Source organism: Ensifer sp. ENS10 (genome assembly GCF_014852025.1).
GTDB lineage: Bacteria > Pseudomonadota > Alphaproteobacteria > Rhizobiales > Rhizobiaceae > Ensifer.
The window spans coordinates 237099-255428 of record NZ_JACVAS010000003.1; the positions used below are offsets into that span (position 1 = coordinate 237099).

At 58.1% G+C, this 18330-nt stretch carries 17 protein-coding genes; 8 read left to right on the top strand and 9 right to left on the bottom strand.

Annotated features, from left to right (window positions below; genetic code table 11):
- Window positions 1-10: 10 nt before the first annotated feature.
- Both IB265_RS14400 and IB265_RS37750 read right to left on the bottom strand, forming a co-directional pair.
- Window positions 11-418, bottom strand: a complete 408-nt coding sequence (locus tag IB265_RS14400; RefSeq protein WP_192371232.1) for a hypothetical protein — start codon at window positions 416-418, stop codon at window positions 11-13.
- On the bottom strand, window positions 318-956 hold the full coding sequence (locus IB265_RS37750; protein ID WP_375293065.1) for a hypothetical protein: 639 nt from the start codon (window positions 954-956) through the stop codon (window positions 318-320). The genes IB265_RS14400 and IB265_RS37750 overlap by 101 nt, the downstream gene beginning before the upstream one ends.
- An 82-nt stretch (window positions 957-1038) precedes the next feature.
- On the opposite strand from IB265_RS37750, the gene IB265_RS36705 reads away from it, so the two are divergent.
- The 8 genes from IB265_RS36705 to IB265_RS14445 all read left to right on the top strand — a co-directional run bounded on the left by IB265_RS36705 (window position 1039) and on the right by IB265_RS14445 (window position 8588).
- Complete coding sequence (locus IB265_RS36705) at window positions 1039-1374, top strand: hypothetical protein (RefSeq protein ID WP_192494858.1); 336 nt, start codon at window positions 1039-1041, stop codon at window positions 1372-1374.
- Window positions 1371-2945 carry a caspase family protein gene (locus IB265_RS37570; protein ID WP_309140333.1) on the top strand — a complete coding sequence of 525 codons (1575 nt, stop codon included), beginning with the start codon at window positions 1371-1373 and terminating at the stop codon, window positions 2943-2945. The genes IB265_RS36705 and IB265_RS37570 overlap by 4 nt, the downstream gene beginning before the upstream one ends.
- Before the next feature lie 46 nt (window positions 2946-2991).
- Window positions 2992-3939 (top strand): chitosanase, encoded by a 948-nt coding sequence (locus IB265_RS14420; protein ID WP_192371230.1) that lies wholly within the window; start codon window positions 2992-2994, stop codon window positions 3937-3939.
- A 37-nt stretch (window positions 3940-3976) separates the two neighbouring features.
- A complete protein-coding gene (locus tag IB265_RS14425) occupies window positions 3977-4729 on the top strand; it encodes a murein L,D-transpeptidase catalytic domain-containing protein (RefSeq protein WP_192494859.1) in 753 nt (250 codons plus the stop codon).
- A 67-nt stretch (window positions 4730-4796) separates the two neighbouring features.
- Window positions 4797-5723: a DUF3616 domain-containing protein gene (locus IB265_RS14430; protein ID WP_192371227.1), complete on the top strand. Its 927-nt coding sequence runs from the start codon at window positions 4797-4799 to the stop codon at window positions 5721-5723.
- 110 nt (window positions 5724-5833) lie between these two features.
- Window positions 5834-6136, top strand: a complete 303-nt coding sequence (locus tag IB265_RS14435; RefSeq protein WP_192371226.1) for a DUF982 domain-containing protein — start codon at window positions 5834-5836, stop codon at window positions 6134-6136.
- A gap of 20 nt (window positions 6137-6156) precedes the next feature.
- On the top strand, window positions 6157-6426 hold the full coding sequence (locus IB265_RS14440; RefSeq protein ID WP_192371225.1) for a hypothetical protein: 270 nt from the start codon (window positions 6157-6159) through the stop codon (window positions 6424-6426).
- A 230-nt stretch (window positions 6427-6656) separates the two neighbouring features.
- Entirely contained in the window at window positions 6657-8588 is a 1932-nt protein-coding gene (locus IB265_RS14445) for a UvrD-helicase domain-containing protein (RefSeq protein WP_309140353.1), read from the top strand.
- A 207-nt stretch (window positions 8589-8795) separates the two neighbouring features.
- Here the strand turns inward: IB265_RS14445 and IB265_RS14450 are convergent, their stop codons facing one another.
- From IB265_RS14450 to IB265_RS14480, 7 genes are all read right to left on the bottom strand, one after another.
- A complete protein-coding gene (locus tag IB265_RS14450) occupies window positions 8796-12296 on the bottom strand; it encodes an AAA family ATPase (RefSeq protein WP_192371223.1) in 3501 nt (1166 codons plus the stop codon).
- Window positions 12296-13558: a DNA repair exonuclease gene (locus IB265_RS14455; RefSeq protein WP_192371222.1), complete on the bottom strand. Its 1263-nt coding sequence runs from the start codon at window positions 13556-13558 to the stop codon at window positions 12296-12298. Before IB265_RS14455 ends, IB265_RS14450 begins: the two co-directional genes overlap by 1 nt.
- Before the next feature lie 406 nt (window positions 13559-13964).
- A complete protein-coding gene (locus IB265_RS14460) occupies window positions 13965-14822 on the bottom strand; it encodes a nitrilase-related carbon-nitrogen hydrolase (RefSeq protein WP_192371221.1) in 858 nt (285 codons plus the stop codon).
- 64 nt (window positions 14823-14886) lie between these two features.
- The gene (locus tag IB265_RS14465) at window positions 14887-15777 is read right to left on the bottom strand and encodes a glycine betaine ABC transporter substrate-binding protein (protein ID WP_192371220.1); all 891 of its coding nucleotides are present in this window, start codon (window positions 15775-15777) and stop codon (window positions 14887-14889) included.
- A 31-nt stretch (window positions 15778-15808) separates the two neighbouring features.
- Window positions 15809-16546, bottom strand: coding sequence for an ABC transporter permease (locus IB265_RS14470; protein ID WP_192371219.1), 738 nt, complete (start codon window positions 16544-16546; stop codon window positions 15809-15811).
- Window positions 16543-17646, bottom strand: coding sequence for an ABC transporter ATP-binding protein (locus IB265_RS14475; RefSeq protein WP_192371218.1), 1104 nt, complete (start codon window positions 17644-17646; stop codon window positions 16543-16545). The genes IB265_RS14470 and IB265_RS14475 overlap by 4 nt, the downstream gene beginning before the upstream one ends.
- Window positions 17646-18299, bottom strand: coding sequence for an ABC transporter permease (locus IB265_RS14480; RefSeq protein ID WP_192371217.1), 654 nt, complete (start codon window positions 18297-18299; stop codon window positions 17646-17648). Before IB265_RS14480 ends, IB265_RS14475 begins: the two co-directional genes overlap by 1 nt.
- Window positions 18300-18330: the final 31 nt, after the last annotated feature.

Below are 18330 nucleotides of genomic sequence, written 5' to 3' on the forward strand. Positions count from 1 at the left end.
CGACCTACGATCAGACGAAAAAGTCGACGTTACTGGCGGTGAGATCGGAGAGAGCCACTTCCTCAAGCAGGATGCCGTCGCTACTCCCGAGGCCGCCGAAAGAGATGAAGACGCCGCTTTCGGTATCTGACGCAACCGAAAGAAAGTCCGCGAAGTTATGAACGTCCATTTCACGCTGGGCGGCCCAGTTAAACCGCAGCACGTCGCCGCTCTCCGGATCGAAATCGACGACGTGGTCGATGCCGTTCCCTGTCGAGGCGTCGCGATCCCAGATGAAGATGTCGGCGCCTGCACCGCCGATCAGCCGGTCGGCGCCGCTACCGCCCCACAGTTCGTCGTCGCCCGCCCGGCCGTCGAGAAGATCCCAGCCGCTCGATGTTGTTGAAGAAGATATGATCGGCGAAGTCGTTGCCGTCATCGATCAGGGCGTGGCCGGAAACACCGTTGAACCGCACCGGCACGGTTTTCATCGAAAGGTCGACTACGAACGTGTCGAAACCGGCGCCGCCGGTCACTGCCCCACCAGTGCCGAGAAGGACGATCCTGTCGTCGCCCTCACCGCCATCCAGCCTATCATAGCCGCGCGCACTCCTCAGGAGGTCATCGCCGGCACCACCGTCGAGCAGGTCATTACCTCCTCCACCGTCGAGCTCATCATTGCCGGGGAGCCCCCATATTCTATAAGAACATTTTCGCTGCGATGTCGGGGTGAACTGTACCTCGACAAATGGATTGGGCTGTTCAAGGGAATTCAGTCGCAACGCCGCTGGCGATGAGCCCGCGGCGGCTAGGCACATGCGTGCCAGCCGTTTCGCCCGTGCGACGTATGGCAATAGGGCGCCCTTGTCCAGCCCACCGGAATTGTTGGAATCCAGGCGACAGGGTCCGTTTAGGGACAAAAAGCGCTCGCGCTTGAATCGAGGGTCAGTCGATCCTCGGGGCTGTGCCGCGGTCATACGAGGTGAACGCAAAGCGAAGTCCTGGCGACAGTGACTTCGATGTCCGACGTGCGCCTGTCGTCCTATTGGAGGGATCGAGATGACAGTTGTAGGCAAGATTTCATTGGAGGATCTAAACCGGCGGCTGGCCGATCCGGGCGTCGGTGGCGAGGAATTGGCGCGTTACTTCGAAGTGGATCGCGAACTTTCGGGACCCTTCAACCCCGTGCTCGCTTTCAACCCGGAAACGGTCGATGTCCCGCCGACATTAGAGGGGAGAGCAAGGGGTGCGGCTTTGCTCAACAGTGCCAATTTCCTCGCGCACCTGCGACGGCATGTTGCTTCAATAGCCGCGTCGGCAGCGCTTACAATGGCCCCATCCTGGTTTCCGAAGGCGACAGCTGGTTCCAGTATCCCTTTAAACATGTCGACGTGATCGACGACCTGATGCAGAAATACGCTGTCTTCAGCTTGGACGCGGCGGGGGACACGCTTTCCAATATGTACAAACAAGGCGAGTACATGGAGGCGATCGCGAGCACGGGAGCCACGATCTTTCTGTTCAGCGGCGGAGGCAATGACGTCGTCGCAGGAGGCAACCTCGCGGCCCACCTCTTCGACTATGACCCTGCCAAGTCACCTGCGCAACATCTGAGGCCCTCGTTCAACCTGATCCTTGACGAGGCGATCGGGATCTACGCAAAGCTCGTGCGCCAGATCGCGCAGAAATTCCCGTCGGTGCACATTGTCTGTCATGGTTACGATTACACCCGCCCTGCTAAAGGGCCTTGGCTCGGGAAGCCAATGGAATCAAAGGGTATTGAGGACCGAGAGCTTCAACGCGCGATAGCCCGCGTGATGATTGACCGCTTCAACGAGAAGCTCTTCCTTCTTCAGCAAACGTCCGCACGGCTGCATTACATCGATTGCCGCAACACTGTTTCCCCCGACGAGTGGTTTGACGAACTCCATCCTACGAACAGCGGCTACCAAAAGGTCGCCGTCAAGTTCGCTGAAGTGATCGATGAGATTTCCGCAAAGACGAGAGACGTCGACTATCAGGTCAAGGCAGCTCGATCCAAGCAGTCCAGCGAACGAGCCCGCGCTGCAATTCCTGCAAGCGTTGGAAAGGTCGCAATCCCGAGCGCGAAGGCGAAGGGGGGCCCGACAGGTCGGTCGATTCACATCGGTCTCAATGCCGTCGATCCGGATCATTATGCGGGCTGGTCGGGTGAGCTTGGTGCGTGTGAGTTCGATGCCGAGGACATGCATGGTATCGCGACTGGTCTCGGATACCAAGCCAAACTGCTGCTTACGCGCGATGCCACCAGAGAAAACGTGATCGCCGAAATACAAAGCGCCGCTAACGACCTCGTTCCCGGCGATATCCTGTTTGTAAGCTATTCCGGCCATGGCTCTCAGCTTCCCGATTTCAACGGAGACGAGGATGACGCCAACGACGAGACCTGGTGTCTCTACGATGCGCAACTCATCGACGATGAACTCTACGAGCTGTGGTCGAAATTCAAGGAGGGTGTTCGGGTCCTGGTCCTTTCCGATAGCTGCCACAGCGGCTCCGTTGTGAAAGCAATTCAGCCCGGTGCGAGCGACGCGATTGCGAAGGTGACGCTTCCCCTTGCGCGAGTGATGCCGCCTGCGTTCGCCAACAAGACGTTCCGGCAGAACCGAGAATTCTACACAAGTATGGGTAGCTCTCTGTCTACCAAGGAAGCGCAGAGTGTCAGGAGCGCCACCAACTCGCCGATCTCGTGCAGCGTGCGACTCATATCAGGTTGCCAGGACAACCAGGAATCGTTGGATGGAATTGGCAACGGAGCGTTCACGGCCGCTCTGCTCACCGTCTGGAACCATGGGCGCTTCGATCGCAACTACAAAGACTTCCACGACGCCATTCTAAAGCGGATGCCTGACACGCAATCTCCCAACCATTTCACGATCGGCCCCAGGAATCCCGTGTTCGACGCCCAGACACCATTTGCGATCTAGGAGCGCCAAGATGCCCTCCCGGAGAAAACCAACCGAGGAAAAGACCATGAGGATAGACGGAGATCAGACAGCACGGCTGCTGCAGTCAATTTTGGACGTCACGCTCTCGCTTCAATCGGCGATCGAACAGCTCAAAGGGCCTGCAACCCGCTCCGGCCCGCCCGACGAGGCGCATGAGGGTGCGGAGCATCGGCCGCGGGCAACCGCTGGCACCGTTTTGACGGGTGAGCAACGCCGGATTTGCGAGCAGGTTATCAATGTTTACGAGACCGGGACGATGGCTGGAAAATACGGTGCGATCAGTATCTATCGCGACGGCCCCGGCGGTATCCGCCAGATCACTTACGGCCGGTCTCAAACGACCGAATACGGAAACCTGCGTGAACTGGTTGCAATGTACGCGAATGCCAATGGACGCTACTCCGATGATCTTAGACCATATGTCGTTAAGATCGGAAACGTCGCCCTCGTCGACAATCAGGCTTTCAAGGACCTCTTGAAGGCCGCTGGGAACGAAGATCCTGTCATGCGCGATACCCAGGATTTATTTTTCGACCGGCGCTATCTGCAGCCCGCGCTTCGCTGGGCTGCGGACAACGGTTTTAGGCGCCCTCTCTCGCTGCTGGGAATATACGACTCCTTCATCCATAGCGGGAGCATTCTCGGATTTCTGCGAGAAAGGTTCCCGGAACGCACGCCTGCTTCAGGGGGCAACGAAGAAATATGGATCAGGCAATACGTCGACGTTCGACACGCCTGGCTCTCGAGTCACAGCAACCCGGCCATTCGCGCGAGTAACTACCGGACCCGGGATCTCGCCCGGGAAATCGCCAAAGCAAACTGGGACCTCGCCGTGTTGCCGTTCATGGCGAATGGCACCCCGGTTTACGGACGTGAAAGCACCCGTGGCACTCCCCTCGACGTCGAAACTGGATCGGTTGTCGCGTTTCCTCCCGATGGCGGCCGTGCGGATCCCGACGTCAGCGTAGCCTGAAGACTAAGGCGCCCGCAGCACATATGAGGAAACGGACATGGCAAAGCTGGCCCAAACGACCGATTCAAATCTCCTTCAGGAGGTATTGGCGCAACTGCAGAATACTTTGGATGCGGCCAACAAAATCATGAGAGAGCTTGGTCGTGATAGGGACGGCGGCGGGCTCAGAGGAGTCTCGAGGAGCGCCCCGCCCTCCCACGACGCCCGGTTCCTTCCAAGAGAAGGCTTGCTTGAAACGGGGCAAGATGAAGCAGTGCTCCGGCAGATGGCAGTCGCGCACGATCTCGAAGTCCCCATGGATCGGCTTATCGCGTTGCGTAATGAGCGATATGCGGCCAGCAGACCAAGATACTGGGGTATCGTGAATTTCGACCTGCATTCGAGCAAGCCACGCATGTTCGTCTTCGACGTTCGCTCGGGTGAGACATCGTCTTACCTCTGCGCTCATGGCCGCGGTTCGGAGGGTTCCCCGGATGATGGAATTGCCGACATCTTCTCCGAACGTCGAGGGCTCCAAAGCCACTTCGCTAAGAATTTACCGCTGTGCCGAAACCTACCAGGGGGAAACGGATATTCCTTAACGCTTGACGGCTTGGAGGACACCAATTCCCGGGCTCGGTCGCGCTCGATCGTGATCCATGGAGCGGACTATGTCTCTCCGCAGTTCGCTCAGCGCTACGGACGTATCGGCAGAAGCGAAGGGTGCCCGGCGCTAGACCACAGCGTCGCGAAGACGGTGATCGATCAACTAAAACTCGGGTCGCTATTGATGCACTGGAAAGCGCCCTGAGGAGAGCTTGAGGATGAGAAAGTGGGACGTGCCCATCGTGCGTTGACGAACCGTAATGGAGGTAGCAATGAGAGTTGCGAACAAGGCTGGTCTGCATGCGGCAGACCGAGTTGAACTCGACTACCTCGAGCATTCATCTGAGCTTCTCGAGAACCTTTCGGGATGCGCAGCGAACGGTCCGCTTCTGTGGACCGTCTCCGACGAGGGGCACACGATTGCGTGCCTGGAACGTCATGATAGCAATTACAGTCTGACCGGAAGTATCAAAATTGACCATTGGGTTAGCGAGATACCCGGCGAGAAAGGCGATGAGCTCGATCTCGAATCCCTCGATTTTGCATCGGGCTTTCTGTGGGTCTGCGGCGCTCATTGCAAGGTGCGCCGGAAGCCGCAAACCGACGAGCTTCTCAATTCGGAAATCCGCGAACGCAAGAGCAGGAGATTGCTTGCTCGCATTGCGTTCGAAAGCGACGGGCGCACACCTACCAGGGTCGACCTTCGCAAGGTGTTGGAGGAGGATCTATTTCTGTCTCCCTATAGGGAGTTGCCCACCAAGGAAAACGGTATCGACATCGAAGGAATGGCGGTGATTGACGACCGGATCTTCGTTGGTTTGAGGGGCCCCTTGGTTGGCGGTTTTGCCGTCGTCTTCGAATTGTATTTGGATGACCGATTCCGCATCGCTTCGCTCAAGCGGCATTTCTTGAAGTTGGACGGTCTTGCGGTAAGGGAGCTGGCGCGGGTGAACGCAAGCCTTCTCGTGATTGCAGGCCCCGTTGGAGAGAGCCAAGGCCCCTTCGCCCTCTACCGCTGGAACCCGGAGATGGATGCTGCTCCGACAAAGGTATTTGCGTGGGGAGTGGTCGCTGAGAAACCCGAGGGCATGTGCATCACTTCAATCGAAGGAAAAGATGGACTGCTCGTCCTGTACGACAGCCCACAGGCGCGTATCCGCGGGGCGACGTTCGAAGCTGATTGGTTCAAGGGAATTTAGTCATACGCCTTGGCCGCCGGGTTACGCTTGTTGGGTCTTGACAAGCGTTCCCTGCATTACCAGATGATCTTCGTCTTCTTTCATCCGGTTAGATAGGAAGGAGGAAAACAATGTATCTTCCGGAGATGCCATGGTCTGTGCCGTTGCAGGTGACATTCCAGAACGGCACTAATCGCACCTTTACATCGGTTTTCGAAGCTCTGGATTTTCTGGAGCACGAGTGGCCCCGTCGCCGGGGACAGCGCTACGAGCGAGCCGTCGAAACCTGTCGACGCGCGCTCAATCGAATGGCTCCGGTCGCCATCGCACGTGAAGCCTTCGTTGCCGCATGCCTGGAGGCGGAACTGCCCGTGAGTGGCGTCGCTCGTTTCACATCCGAACAAACAGGCAGGGTATTGCGTCCCGCGGCATAATCTCAAGGGAGGAGGTCCAGATGTTCGCTCCTTTGGAGAGTGCCTGGATAAGCCCGTCCGACTTGAACTTTTTGCAGGAAATCTTCGAGCGGGTTTGCATGTGGTGCCAAATCGAACGACCGAGCGAGCGAGCAGACCGCCTCGCGAGCTACCTGATGCACGAGTTTCGGGCAGGTCTTCGCGACGAAGCAGCCCTGTTCGAAGCAGCGATGTGGCGTGAAGCGGCTCGCTGCGAGGAGCAGCCGACTCATGAGCATGGGCTAGGTCTTGGTGACACCACTATCAATTGAATATACGTCCGAGGCGCGCCGCAGCCCGGCGCGCCCACCTGTGTAGTTGACGCCTCGCGACATTTGACGGGCCCGTGCCTTCGCTTCACTCGCTCTGAGCGCGAGGAGCCTGTGAGTTCAGCAGCTTGACTGCATGATCGAGTGCGCAGTTGGTCGTGGTGGAGTACTTGCGAGAACACATCCGATGATTGATAGTGCGGGAAACAACGTTATCCCGAGTTTTGCAGATCGTGCAGCGCCCTTTCCTTTCGATGTCGTTCAAGGAGCTGGAAGAAATCTTCCGGAAGGCTGAGCGTGACAAGGATACTGAGTATCTAAAGCTTCTCGATCATGAACTGACCTTCAGACAAAAGAACCAGAAGACGCCGGCGCTCCGAAAGGAGGTGGCTAAGGCGCTGTCAAAGTCTCCGGCTCGCCAGGCACATCTCTTCGAAGGGTCGAAACCAGTTCTTAGGGCGACTGTCCCTGCGAGAAGCAGCCGAAGAGCACACACAAAGCCGAACACTCGTAAGAGGCCGAAGTTCAAGCCCACAGAAGAGCAGTCGGAGGCGCTAGACGCGTTTCTCCAGGCGAAGTCACTCAAGATCAATGCCTTCGCGGGCAGCGGCAAGACGTCAACCCTACAGATGCTTGCGAATGCAACAGGTCTGCGGGGACAGTATCTGGCATTTAACCGGAACATCGTCGGCGACGCCCGCGAAAAGTTTCCAGAGACGGTCGACTGCTCGACCTCGCATAGTCTGGCGTTCCGTGCGACTCCCGCCGGCTACAAGCAGGATATCAGCAAGCTGACCACGAAGTGTACGGCGAAGCACCTCGTCGACGCCTTCGAACTGACGCGTCGCCGCTTCGGCGATAAATACATGGTTACGCCGGACTCACAGGGTTACCTCTATCTCGAAACCCTTCGTCGCTATGCACAGAGCGCTGACGAAGAAATTGGAGCCCAGCATGTACCGAGATTGGGCGCGTTGCGTGTTGCTCCCGAGGATGTCGTCGACGAGGTGTCACAGTTCGCTATGGAGGGTGCTCGGAAGGTCTGGAGTCGGATGCTTTCGGAGCGCGATCCTCTGCCCCTCGGTCATGACGGTTATTTAAAACTGTGGGGGCTTACCCGACCGATCATCGCCGCAGATTACATCATGCTCGACGAGGCGCAGGATACCAACCCTGTGGTGCTCGACGTGCTTAAACGGCAGCGAGCTCAATTGGTTTATGTCGGCGATAAGTATCAGCAGATCTACGAATGGCGTGGTGCCGTGAACGCCATGGAAACCATCGTCACGGAGGCGAGCACCTACCTGACGACATCCTTCCGTTTCGGGAATGCCATCGCCGACCTCGCTACAAAAATGCTCCTGCGACTGGGCGAGCGGAGACCCGTTCAGGGCAACCCTGCCCTGCGTAGCCGCATCGGCAACGTGGAGCCGGGGGCGGTTCTTGCCCGGACAAACGCGACGACGATCACTGCGGTCATAGAAGCGCTCGACGCAGGTCGCCGACCCCACCTCGTCGGCGACAAGAACGAGCTGATGGATATGCTCAGAGCGGTCCAATCGCTCAAGGAAGGGGAGCCTACCAGCTGCCCGACTTTTTTCGGGTTTAGGTCCTGGGACGAGGTATTGGAACTCGCGCGTAGCGACGAAGGTGCGCATCTGGTCACCTTCGTGAATTTGGTTGAGAAGCGTGGCGAGCGGCAACTGATGTGGGCGCTCAACCGAACTGTTGAGGCGGAAAAGGCGGATCTGGTCATATCGACGGCGCACAAATCCAAGGGCCGAGAATGGAAGACCGTGCGGCTTATGGACGATTTCCTGCGCAGCAGTCCGGGTGAAGCAGCCAAGCCAGGGCCCGACCCTGCTGAGCTGCGACTTCTGTATGTGGCGCTGACCCGAGCGAAGGAGGCACTCGAGGTTCCCTCGCCGATAAAGGATTTCATTGAGCAGGGTGTCGTACCGAAGGCTGAGCGGCTAATTACGGTTGCACATCAGGCATCGCCTCCACCTGGTAGGCGATCAAAGGGATCGCAAACCCAACCGGCGGCAACGCCGCCGCCAGTTGGATCAACCAAGTCGGCGGCTCCCGCAGATAGTAAGACAGAGCCAAACCAATTGAACCCATCGGCAAAGAAGGGCCTCCTTAGTTGGTTGTTCCGTAGATAGAAGAAATTTTACGACGGGCTATCGATGGATTTTAGCCGAACGGTCAAGCGTTAACTTGGCGAAAACCTCGTTTTGCTGGGGCCCGTTTTGTCGCGCGGGCTTGGTTTCTGGTCGTTTTTCGTAGCGACGTCAATCCTTGCGAAGGCCGCGTGGTGTGATTACTTCTTGATGCTCGCACACGTTTTGTTCGATGTTGCGCACAAGCCCTCACTCAGCAGCAACCACTCGCAACCCACCTGCCCTGCCGACCTCCTCCAGATCATGCAACCGAACACCCGGGCAGACCTTCTTCGCGATCGATGTCAGGTGCTTGTGATGGGTGAAGTAGATTACCTGTCCATGCATCCCCATTTCGCCGAAGAGGCGGAACGCTTCTTCCGCCCTGAAATCGTCGAAAGTTTCCATGATGTCGTCGGCGATAAATGGGACGGGCGTCCTCCTTGCAACGAACTCGTGGTATCCGGCGACACGGAGCGCCAGATACAGCTGTGAACGGGTGCCATCGGACAACTCGTTCGCTGCCTTCGAGCCACCTCCGGCGGAAACTGCGATAAGTACGTCGCCGTCTTTTCCCGGTTGGGCGGCGACTCCTTGATAGGCACCTCGGCTTATGGTCCTGAAGGCATCGGAGGCACGAGCCATCATACCGCTCCGGTGGCGGTCCCGGTAAAGCTTGAGGCCGTGTTCGGCCGCCGCGACGCCGGCGCGTAGCTCCATGTAACGACGGGCGCTTTCTTCGATTTCCAGCAGGGTGGTCCGCCGCTGCTCGTCCAAAGCCGCCACCTTCTCGTCGCCGCCGATCGCATCCAAGGCATCTTTCGCTTTCGAAAGGGCGTGGAAGTGATCCCGATACCGGACGTCCTGATCTTCGAACATGGGAGAAAGTTTCGCGAGTTCGTCTTCCAATGTCGCCCGATCGACCCCATCAATGAGTTCTTCGACTTCAGATATCGCCTTTGCGCCGGCGATTTGAACGAGTTCAAGCTCCGCTTGGGAAATCGAACTCTCTAACTCGCCACGTTGTAACGCTACCTCCATGCGGGTCTCGACCTCGCCAAGCGTGGTGACATCAAAGAAGTCCGTCATTTCAGCAACGCGCGCCTCGAGGAGTTCTCGCTCGATCTTCATTTCGTGCTCTTTCTGCTGAGCATCCTTGAGATCAACCAAGAGCTTGTCACGCCTCTCGGCATTTAGGCCAGCAGTTTTGATTTTGTCTTGGATGGCCTGGAATATCGTCAGAACCGCCGCATCCGTCGACAGAGCGAGCCTTGCTGCCAACCGCTGTATTTTCGCCTCGAAAAGCTCCTGGTCCTGCTTCATCTTCTCTACGCGATCGACCAAGCCCTCCCTGGTCGTCACCGCCGACCCTAGTTGCTCTAGGACGGACAGGATTTCGGTCACTGCGCCCACATCCGGGACGTCGGCGAGCTCGTGCAGCCAGCACCCAGCGCAGACCGACTGCCATTGCAGCCGCCACGCTTCAGCGGCGCCGCGGGCTTTCTCCAGGAGTTGCGTGCGCTCGATAGCGTCATCCATAAGCCGCTGTACACGCTCGGCTGCATTGGCTGACGCATGATAGCCGTCCAATGCCTCCTCGGCAGCGGCGACCAGCTCATTGTACTGGGCCGACGGACTGAAGCTCAGGTCGACATCGCCCAGCGCGGCGATCAACGACCGCTTCGCTTGCTCAGCATGGTCACGGACGTCGGCGACCTCCGCGTCTATGGCCGCGAGCTCGCCTCTCGCCTTGAGCGCGACGCTCCGCTTGCGAAACCATTCCTCGAGCTCCCAAGGATCATACACGGCACCACTTCCGAACGTTGGAGAGCCCAGAGACTGCTGGATCTCCGAAAGAATGGCTTCCCGACCCGCGGCCGCGCGTTCCAGAATCTTCTGTTGGCTCGTAATATCTGCTCCGACTGACGCCCGACGTAGAAGAAGCTGATTTAGCCTGCCGATCTCGGCGAAGTGGATTAGACGCTGCGCAACCACTTGGTCATCAGCCCGCATCGCGTCGACGAAGGCCTCGGCTGTTACTGCGCTCAGAGATTGACGATGGGCCGCCCACGCCATTTCGCGCGTCGATCTGGCTGCGGCTGCCTGGCTTTCGTCGATGCTTCCAGTTTGCCCACGCAGACTTTCGATCTCAGCTTCGAGACGCCGCGCCTCTGGCTCCAGTCGCTCGAGCTCCGACTGCGAGGCCCTGTACTGTTCTTCCAGCGCTGAGAAACGGGACTTCCACCCGTCCAATCGAGCGCCGGCAGGCTGCGGCAAAGATCCCAGATCGTCTGCCGTCCCCTGCCACGGACGAAGTGCAGCAAGTGCCTCGGAAAGCTCCGACAGAGTGCTGTCGCGGCGACGTGACAGCGAGCGGAGTGCGATGTCCTGATCGGACTTTGGCGCTGCTTTGACGATGGCCTGAAGCGCGTCGAACGCCTTTCTTAGCACTGGTGACGAATAGAGGTTGGCATCGACGCCCTCGCTTTCGCGAGCAAGCAAGCGCTGCACCTTTTCCAGCTCGCCTTGGGCAGCGACAAGCCTCTCATCGACGCCGGATTTGGCACCGATCAAAGACCGCAAGGTCCCGACTGTCGCGGCGTCGAGAAGAAGGCGCTCCGGGGTGGTCTCTTCTGGCCTGCCCAATTGAAGCAACAGACCCTCGATGGATAAATCGGCGGCCCTACCCGCGAGCTTGGGTATGTCTTTATCCGCAGTCTGATACCGGGCACGAAGCTCCGTGAGTTCATCTATCTGCGATGAAGCCTCCAAGGCTGCGGCGTCCACCACAATCCGCGAAATCTCATCTTCGACAGCTTGTACCGAGTTGGAAACGTCCTGCAACTTTACGCGTAGCTCGATTTCCTTGCGCCTGAGCTCGGGGACTTCCCGCCGCCAAACAGCCGACGGTTCGCGGACGACTTCCAACTCGCCGAGTCGGCTCCTGAGCGCTCTGAGTCTGGTCATGACGGGAAGGGCGTTCAAAATACGCTTGATCTCATCGACCCTGCGTTGCGTCCCCGCCCTTTCCTCGATGGCGTCATTGTAGAGGCGTGTCAGCCGATCACGATCGAGTACGAGGCGCTGGTACTCGCTCGCTTGGAGATCCAGGGCATCGCGTTGCTGCTTCAACTCGACGAGCCGTGCTTTCAAATCTCCGAGTAACCCGCTTTTCGCGCGGTACTTGTAGAAGCCGTCGGCGTCCGCTCGGATCGAAGTCAACTGCCTGCTGAGATCCGCTAAGCCCGCGCTAGCTGCGAAAAGCAGTTCCCCGAGGTTGCCCTTACTCGCCAGGATCGCCTCGCCGCCTTTTACGAGGCTTTCATTGTCGAGGGAAAACATGGTTTTGAAGGCATCGCGATCGATGCCTCCGAGATCCGCGCGGATGTCCGCGTCCGGCACCGCGCGCTCCATGTCGTCGAGAAGGCTGTTCTGGGGGCGCTTGATCCGAACGAACTCTTGATCTTCCCCGCCGACGTTGATGCTCGCGCCGATACGCATCGTCGGGTACGGATGCAGAAAGTTGTATCTGCTGGTCGAACCGATACTGAAGACGAGGTCGAGGATCGCGTCGAACGTTGTCGACTTGCCGGCCTCGTTCGGACCGTAGACGATGTGCAGGTCAGGTGAGCCGTTCGTCGGTTGTCCGAAATCCAGAACGCTGTCCGTGAATCTGCCGTAGCGAGTAAGGTCCAGTCGGTTGATCCGCATTATTCCCCCTGCCCTCCGCGCAGCCGTGCCACCACTTCTGCTGATCCCTCGCGGGCGTACTCGCCCAGGAGATTCTGGAACGAGGCCTCATCGGCCCCGAACATGTCCCTCAGTTCGGCCGGGAGCTGGCCGCGAAGCTCTTCGACGATCGCGGAGAGTTCCTGTTTGTAGGCTGCCGAGGGCAGAACGTCGCTGTCGATGATGGAAGACAGCTCTCCAAGCGCTCCGCCCCCGCGTTCCATTCCTGGCTCGACGCACGCGGTCTGTATCTTGTCGATCCAGACGTCCCCGATCATCGCCCCGCGCGTCTCCATCTCAGTTCGCAAGAGATCCAGATCGCGCCGGATACGCCACGCCAGCGGATTGGCCCCGTGAAGCTGGATGCGAGCTACGAGATGATCGGCGCCGACCGTTGATCGAAGTGTTTCGAGTTCCCGCGATACTCGGCCGATCAATTCCGTCCAATCGCTCGCGTCCGAGACGTCGACGGAAAGTCTTTCGAACTGCGCCACACTCGTGTGCCGCTCCTCGATGACCACCGTGCGATCGTCTTCGATCGTCACAAGGGAGACGGACTTGGAGCCGTCTTCGTTGATATCGCGCCCTTGGGGCATGCCGGACATGACGATGGCAGACGATCCGTCCGCGACAACCGACCGTTTGTGGATATGCCCGAGGGCCCAATACTGAAAACCGCTTTGCTGCAGGTCCGAGACGCTGCAAGGAGCGTACAGATCGTGCTTCTCCGATCCTCCAAGGCTCGTGTGCATGATGCCGATGTTGACCGCATCCGCGATCGGCAGCGCGTAGTGTCGAAGTAGGCTCTGAGGAGCGTGCGGCTTCGCAAAGCTCAGCCCGTGGATCGCAACCGGGAATTGGCCAACACCGAGATCGACGCTCACCGCCTCGGCGGTCGCGCCGAACACCTTTACGGTCTCCGGCATGACAAGCTCGGACGTGATCCTGGATAAGGCGTCGTGGTTGCCCCGTATGATGAATGTCCGGATGCCCGCAAGATGGAGCCGATGGAGTTGCTCGGCAAAAAAGCGCGCTGTCTTCATAGACGTCTGATCGCCGTCATAGAGGTCGCCGGCGAGAACGAGCGCGTCCACATGCTCTACGAGGCAGAGATCGATTATTCGGACGAAAGCACGCCTGGTCGCCAAACCGATGAGATCGGACAGTTCGGGATTCCGCAATGCAAGCGTCTTTAGAGGTGAATCAAGATGAACGTCAGCGGTATGCAGAAAGCGATAAGCCAATTGGGTCCCTCGAGCATTGACCTGCCTTCATACATGATTGGGTGATTCGGAGCGATAAAGAATTCTTGTTTTGTTCTATTCTCCCCAATGTTAATCGACGGACTGTTCCAATTGCACGGAAACTTGAATCCGACCTGCTGCGCGACGCGCTCCTTGAAACCGAGGCCCAGATCCCAGTGAGGCGCGCCCTGGGATCGCAGGGCACCAACGGCGGGGGCCGATACAGTTGGTACTCAAGCAGCAGTGAGTGGACGGTGCAGATTCGGAAGCACAGTTCAGACCATTGCTCGGACGGTTCGGGCTAAGGTCCTATTCCCTGCGCCCTCAACCGGGGAAGCACGACCATCAGTTTTCGGTCCTCTGACTGGCTATCGGCATTACCGGCGGAACCAACCACGGGAGTAGGTCACTGACTTTCACCCCGAGTAGCCAAATACTTCGATAGCTGTGCCTGGATGAAAGCGGGAGCGGAGTCCCTTATCGTCGGCAGATTCCGGCGAGCCGCCTCGACCTTTTCCAAATCGATACTGGCGACGAGCAGCGTCGGGTCTTCTCCGGCGCGCGCCAATTCGAAGCCGTTCTGATCGAGGATACGAGAGCCACCCCAGAAGTCGAGACCTCCCCGCTTGCCGCAGTGATTGACCATGACTATCGGCAAACTATACGTCATCGCGGTGTGGCGGAGGTTGACCTCCCATCCGGTCGGATTGTCGTAGTCACCGTCAACGACACCTCTTGCAGATCCAATGGGCTGGATAAGAAGATTGGCGCCGTTTAGTGCGACCAGCCAAGGCAATGCAGGCGACCAACTGTCGGCGCAGATCAGTGTCGCCGCCTTCCAGCCATCCTGCAGGGCGGCGGGTAGAGCGAGCTCAGCTCCCTGTCTGTAAAACTTTCCCTCCTGCAGCAGACCATAGGTGGGAATATTGATCTTACGGTGTCGATGCAGGAGTTGCCCACTCGAAAAGAGCGCCTGTGTATTGTACGTCTTCCCATCCGGGGCGCGTTCGATGAAGCCGAAGGAAACGTCGATTGCCTCGGAAAGAGCTGCGATCTCGCCGATTTCCCCCGCATCGATGGTTCGTGCAAGAACGTCCACGTCCGGGGCCGAGAGATAGTCTGTCAGAGAAAGCTCGGGGAACGCCACGAGACTAGCACCTTTTTCCCGGGCGCTTTCGATAGCTTCAGCATGGAGCTCAAGGTTCGCGTTGATGTCGCCAGGAACACATCGGATCTGTGCGGCGGCTACGGTAAGTATCGACATTGTCACTTGCCCTATTCCGGAGGCTCGCTCGGCCTCTTGGTGACGGAGCGAGCCGAGCGTCATCTCAATTCGCGAGGCCTTGCGATGCGAGGAACTCCTTCGAGACCTCCTCGACCGACCGCTTCTCCACATCGACCGACGCATTGAGCTTCGCCATGACAGTCTCGTCCAGCTTGGCCGACAGGCCGTTGAGGATCGCTTCCAGTTCGGGAGACGCGTCCAGAACTTCCTTTCGGATGACCGGAGTGAGGGCGTAGTTCGGGAAGTAGCCCTTATCGTCCTTGAGGACGACGAAATCAAAGGCCGGAATCCGACCGTCGGTCACGAACACCAACCCGGTGTCGATCTGGGCATCCCTCAAGGCCTGATACACCAGTCCGGTATCCATCCGTTTCACATTGGCTCGGCCGAACTCGAAGTCAAAGGCTTCCTGCAGCGGCTTCAGTCCGTCGACACGGGCGTAGAACTCCGCATTGCACCCGAACGAAAGGGCTTCGCCTGCGTTGATCTTGGCAGCAAGTTCGGAAAGCGTCGAGATGCCCTTGGCAGCAGCGTCATCTTTCCGCATCGCGATGCCGTAGGTGTTGTTGGCCCGCGACGGTGTCAGCCAGACGAGTCCTTTCTCGGCATCGAGTTCCTTGATCTTGGCGTATGTAGCGGCAGCGTCCAGCTTTTCAGTCACCTTGTTGAAGGTGATGAGCGACGTTCCCGTGTATTCCCAATACAGGTCGATCTGCCCGGCTTCTTGGGCTTGGCGGAGCGGTGCAGTGCCAAGGCCGTCCCGCTTGTCGACGGTGAAGCCCTTTGACCGGAGCAACTGGCTGGTCATCTCGGCCATAATCTGTTGTTCGGTAAAGTTCTTGCCACCGACAACAATCTCCTTTGCGTTTGCGAGCCCCGCTGCGAACGCGAATGCGACGCCCGCAATGATGCACTTCAAGCCAAATCTTTGCATGCTGTTCCATCCCATTTTTGGAGTTTTCAGTTTAACGAAGTGGGTTAACGCCCCTTGGGATCAACCAAAATTGGCATTGACCGACCACGAAGTCAGCGGTGATCGCTAGTATTGCTGTTGGAATCGCCCCCGCGAGAAGCATCGAGGAGTCCATGAGATCGATGCCCGTGAAAATAAGCTCGCCCAACCCTCCTCCTCCGACCAGGAAAGCCAAGGGCGCGGTACCGACGTTGATGGCGATGGCTGTCCGCAGCCCGGCAAGGATCACGAACAATGCGTTCGGCAGTTCGACCCGCAAAAGAATCTGGGTATCGGTCATACCCATTCCGGTAGCAGCCTCAACCAAGTGGCGCGGCACCATGCTCAGGCCCGAAATCGTGTTCAACACGATTGGCAAAAGCGTGAGCACGGTTAGACCGAACACAGCGGACGGAGCGCCAATGCCGAGAAACGACATTGCGAGCGCAAGAACCGCAAGCGTCGGGATCGTAGTTCCAAGATTGATGAACTGCGTAATCACGTCAGCGTGTAACGCGAGCGGCTTCCTCGTAAGGGCAATGCCGAGCGGTAGACCTATGGCAACCGCGATCGCGCATGAATAGGCCACAAGAACGAGATGTTGCCCCGCTAGATAGACGATATCCGATCGATAGCTCACGATCGTATCGAGCAACCCAGAATAAGCCGCCCAAGCACCGAGCGCGAATAGTGCAGCAGCAGAAAGGATGCCCGCGTAGGACGCGGAAGGAGAGCGTGCCTCTGTCGTCATTCGCGGTATCCCGCACCGAGAAGCTGGCTGATACCGCGCTGAGTTACATACCCCTTGTAGAACCCGTCGCTGTCCACACATGCAAGCCAGGTGACGCCATGGGAGAACATGGCCGATACGGCGTTCCTGAGATCATCGTTGACATTAATAAACCCGGGCAGCGCCTCGGCATGATCTCCCACAGCGCCCTTTTTGCCGCGGACCTCGCTCAACTGAAGGAAGCCACGGGCCCGCCCTCCTGTCCCGACCATCACAATCGACGTGTGGTCGTTGGCCTCCATTTTCGCTACCGCCGTTTCTAAACTGTCCTCTGCGACTACGCTGACCGGCGCGGCTTGCATGGCGTCCGCCACCTTCACAAGACGAAGCCGCTTCAATGTTCGGTCGCCGCCAACGAAATCCGCGACGAAGTTGTCGATCGGATTGGCAAGGATTGCATCCGGATGGTCGAATTGGACGAGCTTCCCATCGCGGAAGATCGCAATATGGCTGGCCATCTTCACCGCTTCATCGATGTCGTGGCTGACGAAGACAACGGTCTTTTTCAACTCCGCCTGGAGCTTCATGAACTCGTCTTGAATGACCTCGCGATTGATCGGGTCGATCGCGCCGAATGGCTCGTCCATGAGTAGCACCGGAGGGTCGGCGGCGAGTGCGCGGACGACACCCACCCGCTGTTGCTGTCCACCCGAAAGCTCCTTTGGATAGCGGCGCAGGAAGGTCGCGGGATCGAGGTTCACAAGCTCGAGAAGCTCCGCGGCCTTCTTACGGGACTTCTTGCGATCCCAACCAAGCAGGTCAGGAACGACACAGATGTTGTCTTCGATCGTCTTGTTGGGAAAGAGACCGATCTGCTGGATAACGTAGCCGATAGAGCGACGGAGCGTCACGGCGTCCAACGTTGAGGTGTCTCTACCGTCGATGAAGACCTTCCCTGACGAGGGCATGATCAAGCGGTTGACCATTTTCATCGTGGTGGTTTTGCCGCATCCCGACGGACCGAGCAGGACACACACTGCTCCTGACGGGACTTCCATGGTCACGCCGTCGACGGCAGTTACAGAACCAAAAACTTTGGTGAGGCGATCAAGTCTAATCATCAGTTTGTCCGAAGGCCTGGAGATGTAAGGAACCGGCGCAGTGCCAGAAGACCGAAGTCTGCAAGGATGGCGAGAATGCTCACGGCGATCGCTCCGGTCAGCAATTGACGCGGATCCGTCTGGGTGATGCCGCGCGATATGAAGGTGCCAAGACCGCCTGCTCCGATATACGTAGCGATCGCAGCAACGGCGATGTTGAGGACGACCGCGTTTCGGACCCCGTTTATGATCACAGGCAAGGCGATCGGCAGCTCGACATGCTTCAACCGTTGAGAGAATGTCATGCCCATGCCCACCGCCGCCTCGCGTAGCGCCGTATCGACGTTCATTATCGCAGTGTAGGTATTTCGGATGATTGGAAGTTGGGCGTACAGAACCAGAGCAATCGCCGCTGGTAGAAAGCCAATCCCCTGACCTATCGTCGACAGGATAGGAATGAGCAAACCGAACAATGCTATCGACGGAATCGTCATGACGGCGGCGGCGACATATAGAACCTTGTCGGCCACCGCTCGGCTACGCGTGATGAATATTCCGATGGGCACACCAGTGCAAATGGCGATGACGATAGACACGCCGACGAGCCATATGTGCTCGATCATTCGTAGCCAGATAAGGGGTAGATTCTCACCGATAAAGTGAATGGTATCCATTGGTATCCTCCCATCCTCCAAAGAGGATTTG